Genomic DNA, 17,360 nt, shown 5'->3' on the forward strand with positions numbered 1-17,360 from the left:
TACCTCTTATGCAATACGTGGGTTGAGTTTATCTGGGTTGATTTCAAATTTTTTGATGGCTTCTTCAACCACACTAGCTTGAATATCACCACGTTTAGCAAGTTCACCCAATGCAGCAACAACAACATAAGATGCATCTACCTCAAAATGATGGCGCAAGTTTTCTCGACTATCACTGCGACCAAAGCCATCAGTACCTAATACTCGGTAGCTTTCGGCAGGAACAAAACCGCGGATTTGTTCAGCAAACAGTTTCATATAGTCAGTTGACACAACCGCTGGATTATTATTCATCACCTGTGCAACATAAGGCACTTTTGGTGTTTCACTTGGATGTAACATATTGTAACGTTCACAATCTTGTCCATCGCGAGCAAGCTCGGTAAATGATGTTACACTGTAAACTTCTGAGTTAACTCCATAATCTTTCGCTAGGATATCAGCCGCATCACGAACATGGCGTAATATAGAGCCTGAACCTAATAACTGAACAGTTGGTTTGCCTGCTTGACCTGCAACGGTATCAAGTTTATAAATACCTCGACGGATCCCCTCTTCTGCACCTTCTGGCATCGCTGGTTGCGCATAATTTTCGTTAAGAGTTGTGATGTAGTAGTAAACATTTTCTTGTTCGCCATACATACGACGTAAGCCATCTTGCATTATAACAGCGACTTCATAAGCATATGCAGGATCATAAGAGATACAATTCGGGATAGTTAAAGCTTGAATATGGCTATGACCATCTTGGTGTTGTAAGCCTTCCCCATTTAGGGTTGTGCGTCCAGATGTACCACCGATCATAAATCCGCGAGCTTGTTGATCGCCAGCTGCCCACATTAAATCACCAATGCGTTGGAAACCAAACATTGAGTAATAAATATAGAATGGAATCATTGGGAAATCATTAGTACTATATGAAGTTGCAGCAGCAATCCAAGAAGCTGTCGCACCACATTCATTGATTCCTTCTTGTAAAATCTGACCTTTTTCATCTTCACGATAGTAAGCGACTTGTTCTCTATCTTGTGGGGTATATTGTTGTCCATGTGGATTATAGATACCAATTTGACGGAATAAGCCTTCCATACCAAAAGTACGTGCTTCATCAGCGAGAATTGGCACTAAACGTGGTGCTAACTCTTTGTCCTTAAGCATGATGTTAAGAGCACGAACAAACGCAATTGTTGTTGAAATTTCTTTAGTTTGTGCTTCAAGTAATGGCGCAAACTCACTTAATGGTGGAATAGAAACTGTTCCAGAGAACTTAGTTAATCTTGACGGAACATAGCCATGCAGCGCATTACGACGTTCATGGATATATTTGTATTCAGGTGTATGTTCTTCAAATTTAATATAAGGTAATTTTTCAAGTGCATCGTCAGTCACAGGAATATTAAAGAAATCACGAACATGACGAACACCATCCATATTCATTTTTTTAACTTGGTGAGCAATATTTTTCGCTTCAGCCGCTTCACCCATACCATAACCTTTAATAGTATGAGCTAAAATTACAGTTGGTCGATCTTTAGTCTGTTTTGCTCGCATAAATGCAGCAAACATTTTAGATGGATCTTGACCACCTCGATTTAATCTAAAGATCTCTTCATCAGACATATCTTTAACTAAGGCTGCGGTTTCAGGGTATTTACCAAAGAAGTGTTCACGAACATAAGCACCATCTTTAGATTTTAATGTTTGGTAATCACCATCAAGTGTTTCGTTCATTAGACGGATTAATTTACCTGATTTATCTTTTTGTAATAATTTATCCCAACGATCACCCCAAAGCACTTTAATAACATTCCAACCCGCACCAGCAAATACACCTTCGAGTTCATTGATAATTTTACCATTACCAGTAACAGGACCATCTAAGCGTTGTAAATTACAGTTGATAACAAAAACTAAATTGTCTAGTTTTTCACGGGTTGCAACTGTGATTGCCCCTTTTGATTCTGGCTCATCCATTTCACCATCACCTAAAAATGCATAGACAGTTTGTTCTGAAGTATCTTTAAGCCCACGATGGTTTAGATATTTTAAGAATCGAGCTTGGAAAATCGCACTAACCGGACCTAATCCCATAGAAACAGTTGGGAATTGCCAGAATTCAGGCATTAATTTTGGATGAGGATAAGATGATAGGCCTTTACCATGAACTTCTTGACGGAAATTATCTAATTGTTCTTCAGTCAAACGACCTTCAATAAATGCACGTGAATAAATTCCCGGTGAGATATGACCTTGGAAATAAATTAAGTCACCACCATCTTTCTCATTTCTGGCACGGAAAAAGTGGTTAAAACAAACTTCATAAAATGTAGCAGCAGACTGAAATGATGCCATATGACCGCCAAGCTCTAAATCCTTTTTAGACGCTCTAAGTACCATCATAATAGCATTCCAACGAACAATTGAACGAATGCGTCTTTCAATTTCCCAATCCCCCGGATATGCTGGCTCCTCTTCTACAGGGATGGTATTGATATAATTACTGGTTGAAGAACCAAAAAGTAAAGGAACACCACCATCTTTGGCTTTATTGACTATTTGTTCAATAATATATTGTGCACGTTCGATGCCTTCTTCACGAATAATTGAATCAAGACTTTTTAGCCAATCTTGTGTTTCAATAGGATCGATATCATTCACTTGCATGTCCGACATATAAAAACCTCTTTTTTGTTAAAAAAAATGCAGCTTTTGCTATCCTTAGCTATAACTTAAGCCATAACTAACTTATAACCTTCTACTCTGCATTACGGAGCTTATTTAGTATAAGTCTGCCATTTTCAAAGAAAAAGTAAAGCAAACCATAGTTTAGAAAAGAATGTTAATTCCTATCAAATTAATCAACCATTTCAATTATTAATTTAAATAAACCCATAATCAATTGATATAAATCAAATTTAATAAAAATTAATTTATCTGAATTAATGGGATTGGTTATACCGTGATTAGCTATGTATTGTCAAGTTATAGTAAAATCTGATATATAGATGTAAGATTTTGATAAAAATGGCAGATAAACGCTACAGTGAAGATGAAAGCAGAAGATATTATTATTCAGGATTTAGATATACAGCCCTACCTGCAAACTTATCAAGCCATGCATGAATTTACGCTTAATCGCAATGAACAAACATTGGATGAAATTTGGTTAGTTGAGCACTACCCTGTTTTTACACAAGGAAAAGTTGGTAAGCCAGAACATTTGTTATGCAAAACAGATATTCCGATTGTACAAACTGATCGCGGCGGACAAATTACCTATCACGCACCTGGTCAGCAGATTATGTATATATTATTTGATTTGAAACGACGTAAGATCGGTATTCGTGATATTGTCAGTTATTTGGAAAAGAGTGTCATCGATACTTTGCAACACTATGGTATTATAGCTTACGCTAAAGCCGATGCGCCGGGCGTGTATATCAATAACAAGAAAATCTGTTCACTCGGGTTACATATTAAAAAAGGTTGCACATTACATGGGCTTGCATTAAATATTGATATGGACCTTGGACCGTTTAAAAATATCAATCCTTGTGGTTATGCCGGATTACAAATGACACAATTAAAAGAATATGTCTCGCCAATTGATCGTAAAAAAATAAAACAATTGTTAACCAATAATTTCATCAAGCAGTTAACAAACTAATAAGATATAAATTATGCAAAATAATGAAACAATAATTAGAAGCTCAAAATATCGTGATGCTGATAAAACACGATTAATCCCAACTATTACAATACAAGACGCTGCGCCACTAAAAAAACCGGAATGGATGAAAATCAAATTACCAGTTCATTCTGATAACATTTCGCATATTAAAAATACCATGCGCAAACATGGTTTACATTCAGTTTGTGAAGAGGCTTCTTGTCCTAACTTAGCTGAGTGCTTTAATCATGGAACGGCGACTTTTATGATTTTAGGCGATATTTGTACTCGTCGTTGCCCATTTTGCGACGTTGCACACGGACGACCTTTACCGCCAGATCGTGAAGAACCCATAAAATTAGCTAAAACTATAGAAGAAATGAGACTGCGTTATGTAGTAATTACCTCGGTAGATCGTGATGATCTTAAAGATGGCGGCGCGAGCCATTTTGCTTCGTGTACCAAAGAAATTAGAGCATTAAGCCCTAATATTAAAGTTGAAACTTTGACCCCAGATTTTCGTGGTTGCATTGATGAAGCGGTTAAGGTGTTAAGTGAAAATCCACCAGATGTGTTTAATCATAATTTAGAAAATATTCCACGCCTTTATAAAAAAATTCGTCCTGGTGCCAGTTATCAAGGTTCACTAAAATTATTAGCCGCTTTTAAAGAAAGACATCCTGAAATACCCACAAAATCTGGTTTAATGGTAGGACTTGGTGAAACTAATGAAGAACTGATTCAAGTATTAAAAGACCTTCGTACCCATGGCGTAACTATGCTAACGTTAGGTCAATATCTACAACCAAGCAAATATCATCTACCGGTTGAGCGTTATGTGCCACCGGAAGAATTTGATGAGTTAAAACAAATCGCATTAAATATGGGATTTACCCATGCGGCGAGTGGTCCATTCGTTCGTTCATCTTATCATGCCGATTTACAAGCAATGGGGAAAGAGGTGAAGTAATCTTCACCCTTTTTTTACTCTTAATCATCAAAAACCATAAACCGGCGATTCTCGGTTACAATTTGTAAGAATATTGGTAAACTTATCTTCTGATCTTTTTCTAATTTATCGTTTAAATCATAAATTTTTGAGCGCCCAAATTCATCAAGAACAACGGTTTTATCACTATAAAGCGCGGCTATTTCGCTTTCATTGCCAGCAATGATCCATTGTCTAGATTTTTGATCAAATAAGTTTTTACCTTGACTATATTGTTGAGGTGGTGTGGTAACATTGAATGCTTCTTGCATTAATGTACTTAAAATATCAGTTTGCGTAGTTACATCACTTATTTGTTTGGCCTCTTTATTTGGCCAAGAAATAATTAATGGTACTTTTAGTGATTCCCGACTAAAACTCTTTGTATTATCACGTAATGCAATTTTCAAATTTTCATTAATCTTAATGTCATTCGATCCAGTGATAACAATAATCGTATTATCAAATGAATTTGATAATTTTAAGTAACTAATTATCGATTCTAAATACTGATCTAATTTTTTTGCCTCAGTTTTTAATTCAGTTATCGGTACGTTTTTATTTTTAGAACCCAGTGAATATTGAATGACAGAAAATAAAGGTGCATGGTTGTCCAATTCGTTTTGTTTGTCATGCCATGCCATCCAGTTATCAGTGACTTGTCGATTAGTCTGTTTTTTAGGTTCAGGTAAGGTAAAATTAGAGAGTAATGCATAACGATAAAGAGGTTCGGCAAAACCATCGGCCGAAAATAAACCTAAATTATAATGTTGTTTTATTACTGCATCAATTAAAGCCGAAGTTTTGTGACTCGCTAAAATACTGTTGTAATAATTGGGATCTAACCCATAAAACAGTGAAAAATCATTTAAATATGACTGATTGCTTGCACCATAATGATTAGTAAAAAAGAGGCTGTTTTGCGCAAATTTATTTAACGCAGGCATAGTGTCATCAAGCAAATCATAATTCCATCCATCTATAGCAATCATTACCACATTTTTCATCTGTTGTTCGGTATCAAATGTGATACGCCCAAGTGGATACTCAATTGCAAGCGCGAATGGATTACCTTCTTGAATAACCCGATTACGATAATCATTTTGCTCAATAAAACCATAACGCTCAAGAAAATGCCTCGCGGTAAGCGGATAAGACAGCGGCAAGCTTGAACGCTGCATGGTTATTGGTCGATAAAAATTAGCATCAGCCCAAATATGAATAAGATGGGAAGAAATAAAGCAAAGAATAAATATAAGGACAACTGGCTTTGCAAATCGTTTACGTTTAGTAAGGCTACGTAACTTTTTCCAGCTCCAGATTGCAAATAAAATCTCAATAAAGAGGATAAACGGAATAAGAATAAATGCAGTACTTAAAAAAGAAGCCTTTTGCGTAGTTAGCAATTGCCAAATCGATAAATTAAGATGCATTCGAAAATGCGAAAAAACGTCAATATCAATTAAAAGTAAGGTAATACCTAAGGTAGCTGTAATTGTTGCAATGATGCGTTGCCACCTTGATGAATAAATAAAAAAGCTTAATGGAAAAAGTAAAATCAAGTAAGCAATAAAAGTCAAAAAACTAAAATGCCCAATCGCACTAATAATAGCATAAAATCTTCCCATAAATGTGCGAGGCCAATCCGCAATCATCAAGTATTGACTACCAAGAATAATTACGACAAAAATATTAAATAATGTAAACCAGTGTCCCCAGCTCACAATTTGTGAAACTTGTTCATCTTTAAAATGATTATTTTTAAGTTTGAGCATATTTAATTGTTGGCAATGATGATAACAATGATTAGTAACTATTAATTTACGGCATAGTTTACCTGATTTTGAAAAATCTTTCTGTAAATTTTTTATTTGTTAGCATAAAGATCTCGGTAATTTGTTGGCGTTACAATCGATACTTGCTATAATTTATAGATTTATTTGGCTAACAAAAAAGATACTCATTTTGGCAATCAAACAACTCGAAGCACAACAGCTTCAACCAGATTTAAAACAAATCGAAATCATCGTTAATAATAAAAAGATACCTACTGATTTAGCCACTAAAGAGGTAAATAATTTATTAACATGGCAACCACGAATTGCCGATGCCTTTTCACTATTGTGCCCAAAGCAAAAGCAAGCTTATACCCCTCGGTTTATGCTCCTAAAAGGGACAGAAAGCGAACTGTTTTTTCGTCTATTTAAACAAGCAATTAAACCTAGTATTTCAACCTCTATTTTAGGCTTTAGTTACTATATCAATGATAACAAAATCACGCTAACAAAAGCCAAAAGTAAACAAGATAACTTTGCTGTTCAAGATACGTGTTTAACAGCCCTATCTTTCGATAGTGAAATGCTATTAGGCTGCGTTCGACAACCGGAAAATGATCCTATCAAATTACAAGCAGGTTTAGTTCATCAAGCCAATGGCGGTTTTTTGATTTTAGGACTCCGCTCGTTACTTGCCCAACCATCTATGTGGTTTAAATTAAAACAGATGGTGATAAAACAAGAGTTTGAATGGTTTTCTGCCGATGAATTACACCCATTGCCTATTGCTATTCCAAAAATGCCTCTTGATTTACGCATTATTTTAGTCGGTGATAGATTAAGCTTAACCGAATTACAAGATCTCGATCCCGAGTTTTACTCCACTTCAATTTATAGTGAGTTTGAAAACGAATTAGCCGTTAACGCCTCTTTACAGATAGAACAGTGGTTTAGTTACTTAGAATTTATAGCTGAGAATCAAAACTTACCACATATTGATAAATCAGCATTCACTAAGTTATATAAAGAGGCAACACGTTATACCGGTGATCAATTTTATCTTCCTATGGCAGTTGATTGGGTTTACACCCTATTAGTTAATGCAGCCCATTATATGGAAAATAGTGTCATTGATGAGTCAGCTATAATCAAGTCAATCAAGCAAAAACTTTGGCGCGAAAGTTATTTAACTGAGCGGTTTTATGATGAAATATTTACCAACCAGATAATGATTAATACCAAAGATCAGGTTGTTGGGCAAATAAATGGGTTATCTGTCATTGAATATCCGGGTTATCCAAGAGCCATAGGGGAACCCTCTCGTTTAAGCTGCATTATTCATTTTGGTGATGGTGAATTGATTGATATTGAACGTAAAACTGACCTTGCAGGTAACATTCATTCTAAAGGAATGATGATAATGCAAGCATTTATGATGTCAGAATTTGCGATAAATCATCAATTACCTTTTTCAACATCTTTAGTGTTCGAACAATCTTATAGTGAAATCGATGGTGATAGTGCTTCACTGGCTGGATTTTGTGCACTCATTAGTGCATTATCCAATCAACCTATCGATCAACAATTAGCTGTTACCGGTTCGGTTGATCAGTTTGGTCATGTACAGTCAATTGGTGGGGTAAATGAAAAAATAGAAGGTTTTTTTGCCGTTTGTCAGCATCAAGGCTTAACTGGCCAACAAGGAGTCATTATTCCCGCCAGTAACCAACGCCATTTGAGTTTAAGCGATGAAGTGATTAATGCAGTGATAGAAAATAAATTTTCAATTTGGGCAGTTGAGCATATTGCCGATGCCTTGTATTTACTAACGGGTATTCCCTATAAAGATGAGCATGGTATTAGCTTATACAAATTGATTCAGGCACGCATGCAGTCACTGTTAGTGCAAGATAAAAAACACGACAGTTGGTTGAGTAGATGGCAAAAATATTGCAAAAAATAATAATAACCAATACACTTTAAAGCAAAATCTCATTAATTAATGAGTTAAACTGATACTGTTTAAACACTATCTATTTTTATAACATGGATATGAATAATACCGTTATTTTGACCATGAAGTAATAACAACAAATAAAAGGTTTTTTTATGACATTTGAACGTAAATCTTCGTATGATAAAGCAGATTTGATTAAATCAGGCAATAGTGAATTATTTGGTCATGATGGTCCTCCTTTACCTTCTGATCTAATGTTAATGATGGATCGTGTGATTGAAATGAATGAAGATGGCGGTAACTATAGTAAAGGTTATGTTGAAGCAGAATTCGATATCAATCCTGATTTATGGTTCTTTAAATGTCACTTTAAAAACGATCCTGTGATGCCTGGTTGTTTAGGCTTAGATGCATTATGGCAATTAGTCGGCTTTTATCTTGGTTGGATTGGTGGTAAAGGTAAAGGACGCGCACTGGGTGTTGGCGAATTAAAATTAAAAGGTCAGATCCTGCCAAAAAATAAAAAAGTGACTTATAAAATTCATTTTAAACGCGTCATTAACCGTAAATTAATTATGGGAATTGGGGATGGCGAAGTTTATGTTGATGGTAAATTAATTTATGAAGCAACTGATTTAAAAGTTGGATTATTTAAAGATACCAGCGAATTTTAATTCATAATAAAGGTTACTTAGCCTTATAACGCACTAGTTGTAAGGCTAAAATAACGATTTATTAGACAACAGTGGTTGATTGAGTATCATTAATAACAACATGTTTTTGCTATTTGTCATTGCAGCTCAACCTAGTTATCTATTGTGCCTATGATCAAATGACATTCCTTATAACAATATAAACTAGTTCATCATTTGTTGGTCATCGCCATAATAAGTTTATTTTTTAAGTTTTTAAATATGATTTTGTTAAAACGTTTTTTTATTATTATTGTTTTTTCTTTTTTATTCAGTTCTTTTGTTTATGCTGATTTTGCAGGCAAAGTAGTCAAAGTGATTGATGGCGATACAATTGATGTATTAACCAACACTAAACAAAAAATTCGAGTTAGATTGTTAGATATCGATGCGCCCGAAAAAAAACAAGCTTATGGCAATGTGTCGAGAAAATATTTAGCGTCACTTGTTGCGGGTAAAGCTGTTTTTATAAAAGAGAGTAAAAAAGATATCTATCAACGAACGTTAGGTACTGTATTTTCCAATAAGATAAATATCAATGCTAAGATGGTTGAAAGTGGCTATGCTTGGGCTTACCGTTATAAAGGGATAGCAAATAATCAAGAAATGGTAAGATTAGAAACGCAAGCCAAACAAAACAAAAAAGGGCTTTGGAAAGATAAAAATCCTATAGCCCCTTGGGATTTTCGACATCGTAATAAACGATAAATCAACTTTAGCGCATTATTTTTTAGAAGATAATGCAGCTTCTGCTTGTTTTAATGCCTCTAATCCTTTCTTACAAGCATTTTCTTGATCAGCTTGAGACATTGCAATAACTTGCTTTTTACCCAATTCTAGATTTTGTTTCAACATATCCGTTTGTTGTTTAGTCGCTGCATTATCTGGAATGGCTTTAATTAAATTATCCACTTTATCAAAATAAGTTTTACAAGACGCTGATAGGTCTGCCATGGCAAAAGAAGATATTCCCAGTAATGAGATTGTAAGTAGTAATTTTTTCATTTTTTCCTCATATTATTTTACTATTGATATGTTATAAGATTTTTTTTAAAAGTGTATATGTAGAATTATTTTGCTTGTGATCTTACCAGCAAATAGTTGCTGATAAGATAGGATATGATGGGAGGTATTTAAATTAGAATAACGTCAGCAGCAGCTGGACCACGAGGACTATCTTGGATAGAAAATTCTACTTGTTGACCTTCAGCTAGCGTTTTAAAGCCATCACCAGAAATCGCTGAAAAGTGTACAAATACATCTTTGCTGCCATCTGCAGGCGAAATAAAACCAAAACCTTTACTTTCATTAAACCATTTAACTTGACCAGTTTTCTTAGACATAACAATCTTCCTATAAATAAATTAATCTTAGCCGATGACGGCCATCTTTAAAACATAAAACCTAGACTACTTATTAACACTAAGAAGAGGAGACTGAAGAAAACTAATACGAATCCCTGATATAAAGTAAACTACAAACTGCGAATATCTAAATGTTACAAAATAAATCTGCATGTTATATGCTGGTAACTATTAACGCATAAATTCCGATTTAATGCAAGAAATGTTTTACTTTTAACATTTCATTACTCTAACAGGAAGGAATACAAAATGAATTTCTATTAGAGTAATATGTCACACTTAACAATTTATTTTTCGGACAGATCTTTCGATTTTTTGATTGTTGCTTCTACGGCATCGATTACTGCCGCTCGAAATCCTTTTTCTTCAAGAACTTGTACACCTTCGATAGTTGTTCCAGCAGGCGAGCAAACCATATCTTTTAATTCACCTGGATGTTTACCGGTTTTAAGTAACAGTTTTGCCGATCCTAACACCGTCTGTGCTGCAAATTTATAAGCTTGTTTTCTCGACAAACCACCTTTAACAGCGCCATCAGCAATCGCTTCAATAAACATAAATACAAATGCAGGTGAAGATCCACTAGCGCCAACAACCGCATCAATTAAATATTCAGGCACAACTTCGGTTTCACCAATACAATTCAATAACGACTGCACGATTGCTAACTCATCGTCTGTCACTTCAGTGTTAGGGGTAATTGAGCACATTGCCGCATTTACTAATGCCGGCGTATTTGGCATCACTCGAATAATCTTTTGCTCATAACCAACGCTTTTAGCAATAGTTTTAATAGTTACACCGGCTGCAATTGAGATAACAATTGTATTCTTTTTTAACTCTTTTTGAATATCGTTCAATACATCTACAATGACATTAGGTTTAACCGCAATAATAACAATATCTGATTCACGCGCAACTTCACGCTCAGAATTAAGATTATTAACAGCATATTCTTGATTAAGGAGTTGCCCTTTTTCTGGATGATGGTCATAAACATAAAGCTGAGATCCAGGAACAATATTACTTAATAAAATCCCTTGTAAAATGGCATTCCCCATATTTCCTAAACCGATAAATCCAATTTTTTGTTCCATTTACTTATACTCCTACCAAAGAAAGATTTATCTAATTATTATAGAGTACTTTTTAGTTGAAGTTCAAAACTTTATGATTATGTTTATTTTAGATTGATCAATAAATCATTCATTTTGTTGTTCAATAGAGTTACCGATTAAACAACGTCTTAATTCGTTCAAAAACTGATTATCTGTATAGCTCGGATATTTAGTTATTGGGCGATTGATTAAATAAGCTATTTGATGTGATGTTAATCGGAAAGTTTGAGACAAATTTAATAAATTAAAATGAGTTTGCGATATAACATCCTCAGGTATTAAAGCAATATTTTGTTGTTTAATTTTATTCTCTGCTAATAATATTTGCTCAGCCCGCCATTTTGGATAAGCATGGGTATCAAACTCGCCATTCAATTGATATCCCCAATCTGTTTTATTGACTTGAGGAAAATAAGTAAAAACACTTTTTATTGGTAAACCACAACTAATCACATACTGATTATCTAGCTTTTTTATTTGTTTAACTTGTAATTTTAAAGAACGCTTAAGCAATTGAGTAACAATGTAAGCTGACTGATTATAAAGTCTACAAAATAAACCACTATCTTTAATAAAGCACACAGCTGAACAATTTTCTGTTAAATTGATTTTCTCTTGAGTATTCATTTGATATCTAATTTTAATAATTCATTGGAATTTGAAAACAGCTAATGACTAAAATTTATTCAAATTTTTAGAACCTTACCGCGCTTTGCGCAATAAGGTTCTTATGCCATATTAACCTTTTTTCAACTTGCTTGGTGTGCTTCGCACTACAAGCATAAGATTAATTGTTTTATTATGTTTTATATCTAAATCCGTTAGCTGCTGAAATAAATAATATTAGTGATCTAGTGTTATTAGTAATTATTCACACAAGCTGCCCTAATATTAATATAACTTTGAGGAAATTTATGGCTAACACCAGAACCACCACCAACCAAACTAGGATCAACATAAAATGGATTACCATCACTGTAAATATCGCTGGTCCAGTAGCCATGCCAATAACGCCAATCACTAGCAGCATATTCGCCTTCATCAGTATAAGTCATACCCCATTCACTAAATATTCCACCAACCCATTTTGCTGAGCTATCTTTATAACTAATTCTTCTTTGATAATCTAAATAAGTGAAATTAGGTAAACCACCATACCAATCATTACCATTGCCATTGGTATAATCGCGAACACTTGGTATTCGATAATATAATAAACCATTGCAAAAACTTTTGGTTTTATCATAGTCACTATCAACTTGCCCTAACCCACTAGCACCACTTGGATCAGCAATAAACCAACGGGATATCTTGAATGAATACAACAGTAGTTGCTTTTTATTATCCGCATAAATTTTAAATGTAGTTGGAGAAAACCACTTACTTGCGGAATCTTTATTGGGGCCAATAAGTGTAACATCAATCAAATTACTACTTTTAGGCGTTAATTGTAAAGTTACCCCTACCCCTGCTTCTGGTTTAACCACTGAACCATTAGCTGAAATAACTGCTTGTGCAGAAATCCCCTCAACTATTAATGAAAAATTCAAACCATTTGAACCCGTCGTTGGAAAATTAGACTCGGGTTGATTTAAATCCTGTAATTTAAAACCGTTGGTTGGATCCCATTGCTCTGAAGGACCAGCAAAAAAACCACTACCATTGATAACACTCGGTTTAGCAAAACATGCTTTCGGAACGTTATAATCTAGATAGTAACTATGGCTTCCACCACTGAATATACTTATACTTGGTAAGCCAAAAGTCGTGACTAACGATCCACTATCGGCACTCATTGTCATTTTATACGGTGATTGACACGCATTTAGCTGATAATTTGGATTTGACTTGACATAATTTGTCACATCATCACCATTAGCTGTTTCCCACTTTACCTTCAAATTCCCCGTTATGGTTAAAAGTTTATCACCATCCTCATCCCGCCAATAATTGTTTTTCACAATGACATTCGCTAACGTGGTTGAAGGGTAACTAGTGAAAGGTATGCTTGTTTTTATATCATTAAATGTGACAGAGCCGCCATCCATTAAAATAGGATTAGTCATACTTGAATTATCTTCAGATGCCAATATCACTTTGTTATTTGGTAAGGTCAACGATAATAATGGCAAAACTGTATTTGACTCGGTCTTTCCGTTATCAAAACTTAAATAAGGACCTTTTCCATTTATTACCTGCGCTGTTTGTGTTGTTAGACCATAAGCCAAATTTATTAACACCGTATCAACTAATAACAATAATAGTAAACAAGAAAGTAGAGGGCTGGTTATTACTATTTTTATTAACCATCTACTTAATAATGATTGTTTTGCATAAAACAATGTCGCTTTAGTAAGTTGCTGCGGCAATAAAACTGAAATAGTTAGTAGATAAATAGAAAAAGAAATTATAAAAGGAACGGGTGATGAGTTCGATAATAAAAATCGAAAAGTATGCTGACCGCTAACGACTTGATGCGCTAATAAATCCCGATGCCCGATGCCCGATGCCCGATGCCCGATGCCCGATGCCCGATGCCCGATTAAGACCACATTTTAACATATTTTTGCCACTCCCTGTAGCGATTTACTTAATTTTTTTCATAAAATTCAATAGGTTGATTTTTAATTAATAAAACTCAATTAGATTAAGTAATTAAGTGCTCGCAAATGATACCAGATATTTTTAAATATATCATAATATAATTGTATAATTTTCTTAGCAAAGAATATAAAAATTATAAAAATGATCAACTCAATAAACCGATAACTATTTTAGTTTTAAATTGGTAACATACTATTTTTTGTAAATTTTTTAAACTATTCAAACTGCTTGGGCATAATTTGCATGCCATATTGTTGTCCAGTTTGCATTAAAGAATAAATGTGTTTAACTTTGCCTTCTTTGATTAAATTACTGACAGCAGGGTTGTTAATCAGTACTTCAAATAAAGCTTTACGTCCATTATCGGTGGTGACTAGTTTCTGACTTATTATTGCCTTTAAACTATGTGATAATTGAGTACGAATAAAATCTCGTGAACTGTCTTCAAATACATCAATAATACGATTAATAGTCTCAATAGCAGAATTTGTATGCAACGTAGCAAAAACTAAATGTCCTGTTTCAGCTACTGTTAATGCGGTTTGGATAGCTTTTTTGTTACGTAATTCCCCAAGCAATATTATGTCAGGATCTTGCCTTAAAAGGCTATCAACAGTCTGATCCAAATTTGTTAACTCTCTTTGTTGGATTAATGATTTTTGATTATGATAAATAAATTCAATCGGATCTTCTAAGGTTAATATGTGCTTTGATTGATTAAAATTAATGTGATTAATTAAAGATGCTAGTGTGGTTGACTTACCACTCCCTGTTGAACCGGTAATTAAAATAATACCACTTTCATAATTGATAAGTTGTTTAAAAATTTCAGGCGCCTTTATCTCGGCAAGGGTCGGAATGTGTTGTTTAATTATACGAAAAACGGCTGAGATTCCCCGATATTGATAAAAAATATTCACTCTAAATCTGCCTAAGTCATTTACCTGATAAGCGAAGTCAATTTGCTTATTTTGATATAATTGTTGTTTTTGATCGCCAGTTAATAATGATAATAGTTCAGTCTCTAAACTTATTGGTGATAACCTGTGTTCTGATAAAAATTGTAATTGCCCATTGATTCGAATACAGGCAGCTTCACCACTTGAAAGGTGCAAATCAGAGGCATTTTGCGTTACACTAAGAGCCAAAAATGAATTTAACATTCAATTATTCCAACTAACTTTGATTCGGGATTCACATGAATACAGTACATGACAATATACTCACCATTAAAAACAAAATTAAAAATATTGCGTTAGAATGCGAAAGAGATCCCAATAGCATTGAACTAATTGCCGTCAGTAAAACAAAACCTGTGACATTAATCGAACAAGCTATTAGCGCAGGTCAGTTTGCCTTTGGCGAAAACTATGTTCAAGAAGGCGTCGAAAAAATTCAATTTTTTAAACAAAATATGCCCAATGCCCCTTTAATTTGGCATTTTATTGGCCCATTACAATCAAACAAAACAAAATTAGTGGCAGAAAATTTTGATTGGATGCACACAATTGATCGTTTTAAAATCGCTCAGCGATTAAATGAGCAAAGGCCTGCCAATATGAATAAACTTAATGTATTAATTCAAGTAAATATAAGTCAAGAAGCGAGCAAGTCTGGTATTGCACCCAATCAAGTCGCTGACTTAGTTAAGCAAGTTATAGCATTACCCAATTTGAATTTACGTGGTTTGATGGCTATTCCTGAAATCGAGAATGATTTTAACAAGCAATTAGATGTATTTAAGCAGATGCAACAACTTTTAAAATCACTACAAATAGATTATCCATTTCTTGATACATTATCTATGGGCATGTCTGCTGATATGCAAGCAGCAATCGTTGCAGGCAGTACTATGGTTAGAATTGGCTCGGCGATCTTTGGCGCAAGGCAGTATTTATGATATATTGCAAACTTATAAAATTTTTAGGAGTGTTAAATGATATCACTGATCTTCTTGGGAAGAGCTGTTTTAACTGTTTGTCTGTATGTGATCATTTTACGTCTATGGATGCAGAGTGTAAGAGTTAATTTTCATAATCCATTTACTCAATTTATAGTTCGCATTTCTCAACCCATTATTGGACCATTACGTAAAGTAATTCCGTCAATAGGAAGAGTTGATAGTGCAACCTGGTTAATTTTCTATCTGGTCGCGCTAGTTAAAATTATTTTTATTTTACATTTTGCCATGATTAATGCGCCAGTTTGGAGCCCTGAGTATTTAGCATATGCCGTTGCTGCTATGATACACGCCTTTGGTCATTTATTATTTTGGTTACTGTTATTTAGAGCTATCCTAAGTTGGGTAAGCCGTGGACAATCGGTTGCTGATGAGCTACTGGCAGAGTTGACTGAACCCTTTATCGCACCCATTCGACGCATTGTTCCCCCTATTGGCATGATTGATATTTCATTTATGATTTTTATTTTTATTCTAATGTTCTTGAATTTATTTGCCATCGATATGGTCGGGAGTATTTGGCTAATATTATAAAAGCTTTTAAAAAAGGGAGTATACTCCCTTTTATAGAATATGATCTTCCCAACAAATTACATCTTTTTCATACACAATACGTTTTCTAACTGATATTTTCAGCTTATGCATAAGCTTTTTATCACCGGTAATGAGTGGATGCCATTCGGGTAGCTGCCCTGTTTGTAAAAAGTAACGATAAGAACAAGTTAACGGTAACCATTCAATCGTAAGAAGATTTTCACGCGTTAACTTAATACAATCAGGCTCATATTTAAAACGATTGTGATAATGCTTACAACGACACGTATTAGAATCAAGCAAGTTACAAGCAACATTGGTGTACAAGATTTCTTCGGTGTCCTCATCCATCAACTTATTAAGACAGCACTGACCACAGCCGTCACACAACTGTTCCCATTGTGCATCAGTTAATTGATCTAACGTTTTAGATTCCCAAAATCGCTCTGTCATACTTTAAAATCATCTTCTTTTAACATTTGTAAGAAAAAACCATCTGCTTTTATTTTTTCTTCTATTTCATCCGAAGTACCAACAACAAAACGGCGTTTACCGTCTAATAATACTTTCATCACCAATACAGGTGAACCAAAAATTGACATTACTTTTCCAGGAATAGTAGAAAAATCATTCTCCTTTTCCAGATATAAATAACAATTTTCTTTTTTTGGACTTCGATAAATATAACACCACATCAT

Annotated in this window: 17 protein-coding genes; 7 read left to right on the forward strand and 10 right to left on the reverse strand. The window is 34.3% G+C overall.

Annotation, left to right across the window (positions count from 1 at the left end; translation table 11 throughout):
* Window positions 1-6 precede the first annotated feature (6 nt).
* On the reverse strand, window positions 7-2,673 hold the full coding sequence (gene aceE, locus J3U66_RS05135) for a pyruvate dehydrogenase (acetyl-transferring), homodimeric type (RefSeq protein ID WP_267348259.1): 2,667 nt from the start codon (window positions 2,671-2,673) through the stop codon (window positions 7-9).
* 376 nt (window positions 2,674-3,049) lie between these two features.
* On the opposite strand from aceE, the gene lipB reads away from it, so the two are divergent.
* Window positions 3,050-3,667 carry a lipoyl(octanoyl) transferase LipB gene (gene lipB / locus J3U66_RS05140; RefSeq protein WP_267348261.1) on the forward strand — a complete coding sequence of 206 codons (618 nt, stop codon included), beginning with the start codon at window positions 3,050-3,052 and terminating at the stop codon, window positions 3,665-3,667.
* 13 nt (window positions 3,668-3,680) lie between these two features.
* On the forward strand, window positions 3,681-4,640 hold the full coding sequence (gene lipA, locus J3U66_RS05145; RefSeq protein WP_267348262.1) for a lipoyl synthase: 960 nt from the start codon (window positions 3,681-3,683) through the stop codon (window positions 4,638-4,640).
* Window positions 4,641-4,660: 20 nt separating this feature from the next.
* On the opposite strand, the gene J3U66_RS05150 is transcribed toward lipA, so the two are convergent.
* Window positions 4,661-6,433, reverse strand: a complete 1,773-nt coding sequence (locus J3U66_RS05150) for a DUF3413 domain-containing protein (protein WP_267348263.1) — start codon at window positions 6,431-6,433, stop codon at window positions 4,661-4,663.
* Between the two features lie 385 nt (window positions 6,434-6,818).
* Here J3U66_RS05150 and J3U66_RS05155 point away from each other — a divergent pair, with 385 nt between their 5' ends.
* From J3U66_RS05155 to J3U66_RS05165, 3 genes are all read left to right on the forward strand, one after another.
* Entirely contained in the window at window positions 6,819-8,396 is a 1,578-nt protein-coding gene (locus tag J3U66_RS05155; RefSeq protein ID WP_416379535.1) for an AAA family ATPase, read from the forward strand.
* A 146-nt stretch (window positions 8,397-8,542) separates the two neighbouring features.
* Entirely contained in the window at window positions 8,543-9,064 is a 522-nt protein-coding gene (gene fabA, locus J3U66_RS05160; RefSeq protein WP_065634819.1) for a bifunctional 3-hydroxydecanoyl-ACP dehydratase/trans-2-decenoyl-ACP isomerase, read from the forward strand.
* A 240-nt stretch (window positions 9,065-9,304) separates the two neighbouring features.
* Window positions 9,305-9,790, forward strand: coding sequence for a thermonuclease family protein (locus tag J3U66_RS05165; protein ID WP_267332504.1), 486 nt, complete (start codon window positions 9,305-9,307; stop codon window positions 9,788-9,790).
* A 15-nt stretch (window positions 9,791-9,805) separates the two neighbouring features.
* On the opposite strand, the gene J3U66_RS05170 is transcribed toward J3U66_RS05165, so the two are convergent.
* The 6 genes from J3U66_RS05170 to J3U66_RS05195 all read right to left on the reverse strand — a co-directional run bounded on the left by J3U66_RS05170 (window position 9,806) and on the right by J3U66_RS05195 (window position 15,331).
* Window positions 9,806-10,087 (reverse strand): DUF5339 domain-containing protein, encoded by a 282-nt coding sequence (locus J3U66_RS05170; protein ID WP_267344861.1) that lies wholly within the window; start codon window positions 10,085-10,087, stop codon window positions 9,806-9,808.
* A 128-nt stretch (window positions 10,088-10,215) separates the two neighbouring features.
* On the reverse strand, window positions 10,216-10,425 hold the full coding sequence (locus tag J3U66_RS05175) for a cold shock domain-containing protein (protein ID WP_267332502.1): 210 nt from the start codon (window positions 10,423-10,425) through the stop codon (window positions 10,216-10,218).
* Window positions 10,426-10,733: 308 nt separating this feature from the next.
* Window positions 10,734-11,543: a pyrroline-5-carboxylate reductase gene (gene proC, locus J3U66_RS05180; RefSeq protein WP_267332501.1), complete on the reverse strand. Its 810-nt coding sequence runs from the start codon at window positions 11,541-11,543 to the stop codon at window positions 10,734-10,736.
* A 105-nt stretch (window positions 11,544-11,648) separates the two neighbouring features.
* Window positions 11,649-12,191 (reverse strand): hypothetical protein, encoded by a 543-nt coding sequence (locus J3U66_RS05185; RefSeq protein WP_267348265.1) that lies wholly within the window; start codon window positions 12,189-12,191, stop codon window positions 11,649-11,651.
* A gap of 233 nt (window positions 12,192-12,424) precedes the next feature.
* Window positions 12,425-14,116 (reverse strand): hypothetical protein, encoded by a 1,692-nt coding sequence (locus J3U66_RS05190; RefSeq protein WP_267348267.1) that lies wholly within the window; start codon window positions 14,114-14,116, stop codon window positions 12,425-12,427.
* A gap of 267 nt (window positions 14,117-14,383) precedes the next feature.
* Window positions 14,384-15,331: a type IV pilus twitching motility protein PilT gene (locus tag J3U66_RS05195; RefSeq protein WP_267348269.1), complete on the reverse strand. Its 948-nt coding sequence runs from the start codon at window positions 15,329-15,331 to the stop codon at window positions 14,384-14,386.
* A gap of 35 nt (window positions 15,332-15,366) precedes the next feature.
* Here J3U66_RS05195 and J3U66_RS05200 point away from each other — a divergent pair, with 35 nt between their 5' ends.
* Window positions 15,367-16,068, forward strand: coding sequence for a YggS family pyridoxal phosphate-dependent enzyme (locus J3U66_RS05200; RefSeq protein ID WP_267344858.1), 702 nt, complete (start codon window positions 15,367-15,369; stop codon window positions 16,066-16,068).
* A 36-nt stretch (window positions 16,069-16,104) separates the two neighbouring features.
* Window positions 16,105-16,662, forward strand: coding sequence for a YggT family protein (locus J3U66_RS05205; protein WP_267332497.1), 558 nt, complete (start codon window positions 16,105-16,107; stop codon window positions 16,660-16,662).
* A gap of 30 nt (window positions 16,663-16,692) precedes the next feature.
* On the opposite strand, the gene J3U66_RS05210 is transcribed toward J3U66_RS05205, so the two are convergent.
* Both J3U66_RS05210 and J3U66_RS05215 read right to left on the reverse strand, forming a co-directional pair.
* Window positions 16,693-17,115, reverse strand: a complete 423-nt coding sequence (locus tag J3U66_RS05210; protein WP_267332496.1) for a YcgN family cysteine cluster protein — start codon at window positions 17,113-17,115, stop codon at window positions 16,693-16,695.
* Window positions 17,112-17,360 carry a YcgL domain-containing protein gene (locus tag J3U66_RS05215; RefSeq protein WP_267348270.1) on the reverse strand — a complete coding sequence of 83 codons (249 nt, stop codon included), beginning with the start codon at window positions 17,358-17,360 and terminating at the stop codon, window positions 17,112-17,114. Before J3U66_RS05215 ends, J3U66_RS05210 begins: the two co-directional genes overlap by 4 nt.

It is taken from the genome of Gilliamella sp. B2969, assembly GCF_026536195.1.
Lineage (GTDB): Bacteria > Pseudomonadota > Gammaproteobacteria > Enterobacterales > Orbaceae > Gilliamella.

Bases quoted from the DNA above. Each gene is read 5' to 3' on its own strand.
- J3U66_RS05205 (WP_267332497.1), top strand. From the start codon at position 16,105: ATGATATCACTGATCTTCTTGGGAAGAGCTGTTTTAACTGTTTGTCTG.
- proC (WP_267332501.1), bottom strand. From the start codon at position 11,543: ATGGAACAAAAAATTGGATTTATCGGTTTAGGAAATATGGGGAATGCC.
- J3U66_RS05155 (WP_416379535.1), top strand. From the start codon at position 6,819: ATGCTCCTAAAAGGGACAGAAAGCGAACTGTTTTTTCGTCTATTTAAA.
- J3U66_RS05210 (WP_267332496.1), bottom strand. From the start codon at position 17,115: ATGACAGAGCGATTTTGGGAATCTAAAACGTTAGATCAATTAACTGAT.
- J3U66_RS05165 (WP_267332504.1), top strand. From the start codon at position 9,305: ATGATTTTGTTAAAACGTTTTTTTATTATTATTGTTTTTTCTTTTTTA.
- lipA (WP_267348262.1), top strand. From the start codon at position 3,681: ATGCAAAATAATGAAACAATAATTAGAAGCTCAAAATATCGTGATGCT.
- J3U66_RS05175 (WP_267332502.1), bottom strand. From the start codon at position 10,425: ATGTCTAAGAAAACTGGTCAAGTTAAATGGTTTAATGAAAGTAAAGGT.
- J3U66_RS05170 (WP_267344861.1), bottom strand. From the start codon at position 10,087: ATGAAAAAATTACTACTTACAATCTCATTACTGGGAATATCTTCTTTT.
- J3U66_RS05215 (WP_267348270.1), bottom strand. From the start codon at position 17,360: ATGATGTGGTGTTATATTTATCGAAGTCCAAAAAAAGAAAATTGTTAT.
- J3U66_RS05195 (WP_267348269.1), bottom strand. From the start codon at position 15,331: ATGTTAAATTCATTTTTGGCTCTTAGTGTAACGCAAAATGCCTCTGAT.
- fabA (WP_065634819.1), top strand. From the start codon at position 8,543: ATGACATTTGAACGTAAATCTTCGTATGATAAAGCAGATTTGATTAAA.
- J3U66_RS05185 (WP_267348265.1), bottom strand. From the start codon at position 12,191: ATGAATACTCAAGAGAAAATCAATTTAACAGAAAATTGTTCAGCTGTG.
- J3U66_RS05150 (WP_267348263.1), bottom strand. From the start codon at position 6,433: ATGCTCAAACTTAAAAATAATCATTTTAAAGATGAACAAGTTTCACAA.
- lipB (WP_267348261.1), top strand. From the start codon at position 3,050: ATGAAAGCAGAAGATATTATTATTCAGGATTTAGATATACAGCCCTAC.
- aceE (WP_267348259.1), bottom strand. From the start codon at position 2,673: ATGTCGGACATGCAAGTGAATGATATCGATCCTATTGAAACACAAGAT.
- J3U66_RS05200 (WP_267344858.1), top strand. From the start codon at position 15,367: ATGAATACAGTACATGACAATATACTCACCATTAAAAACAAAATTAAA.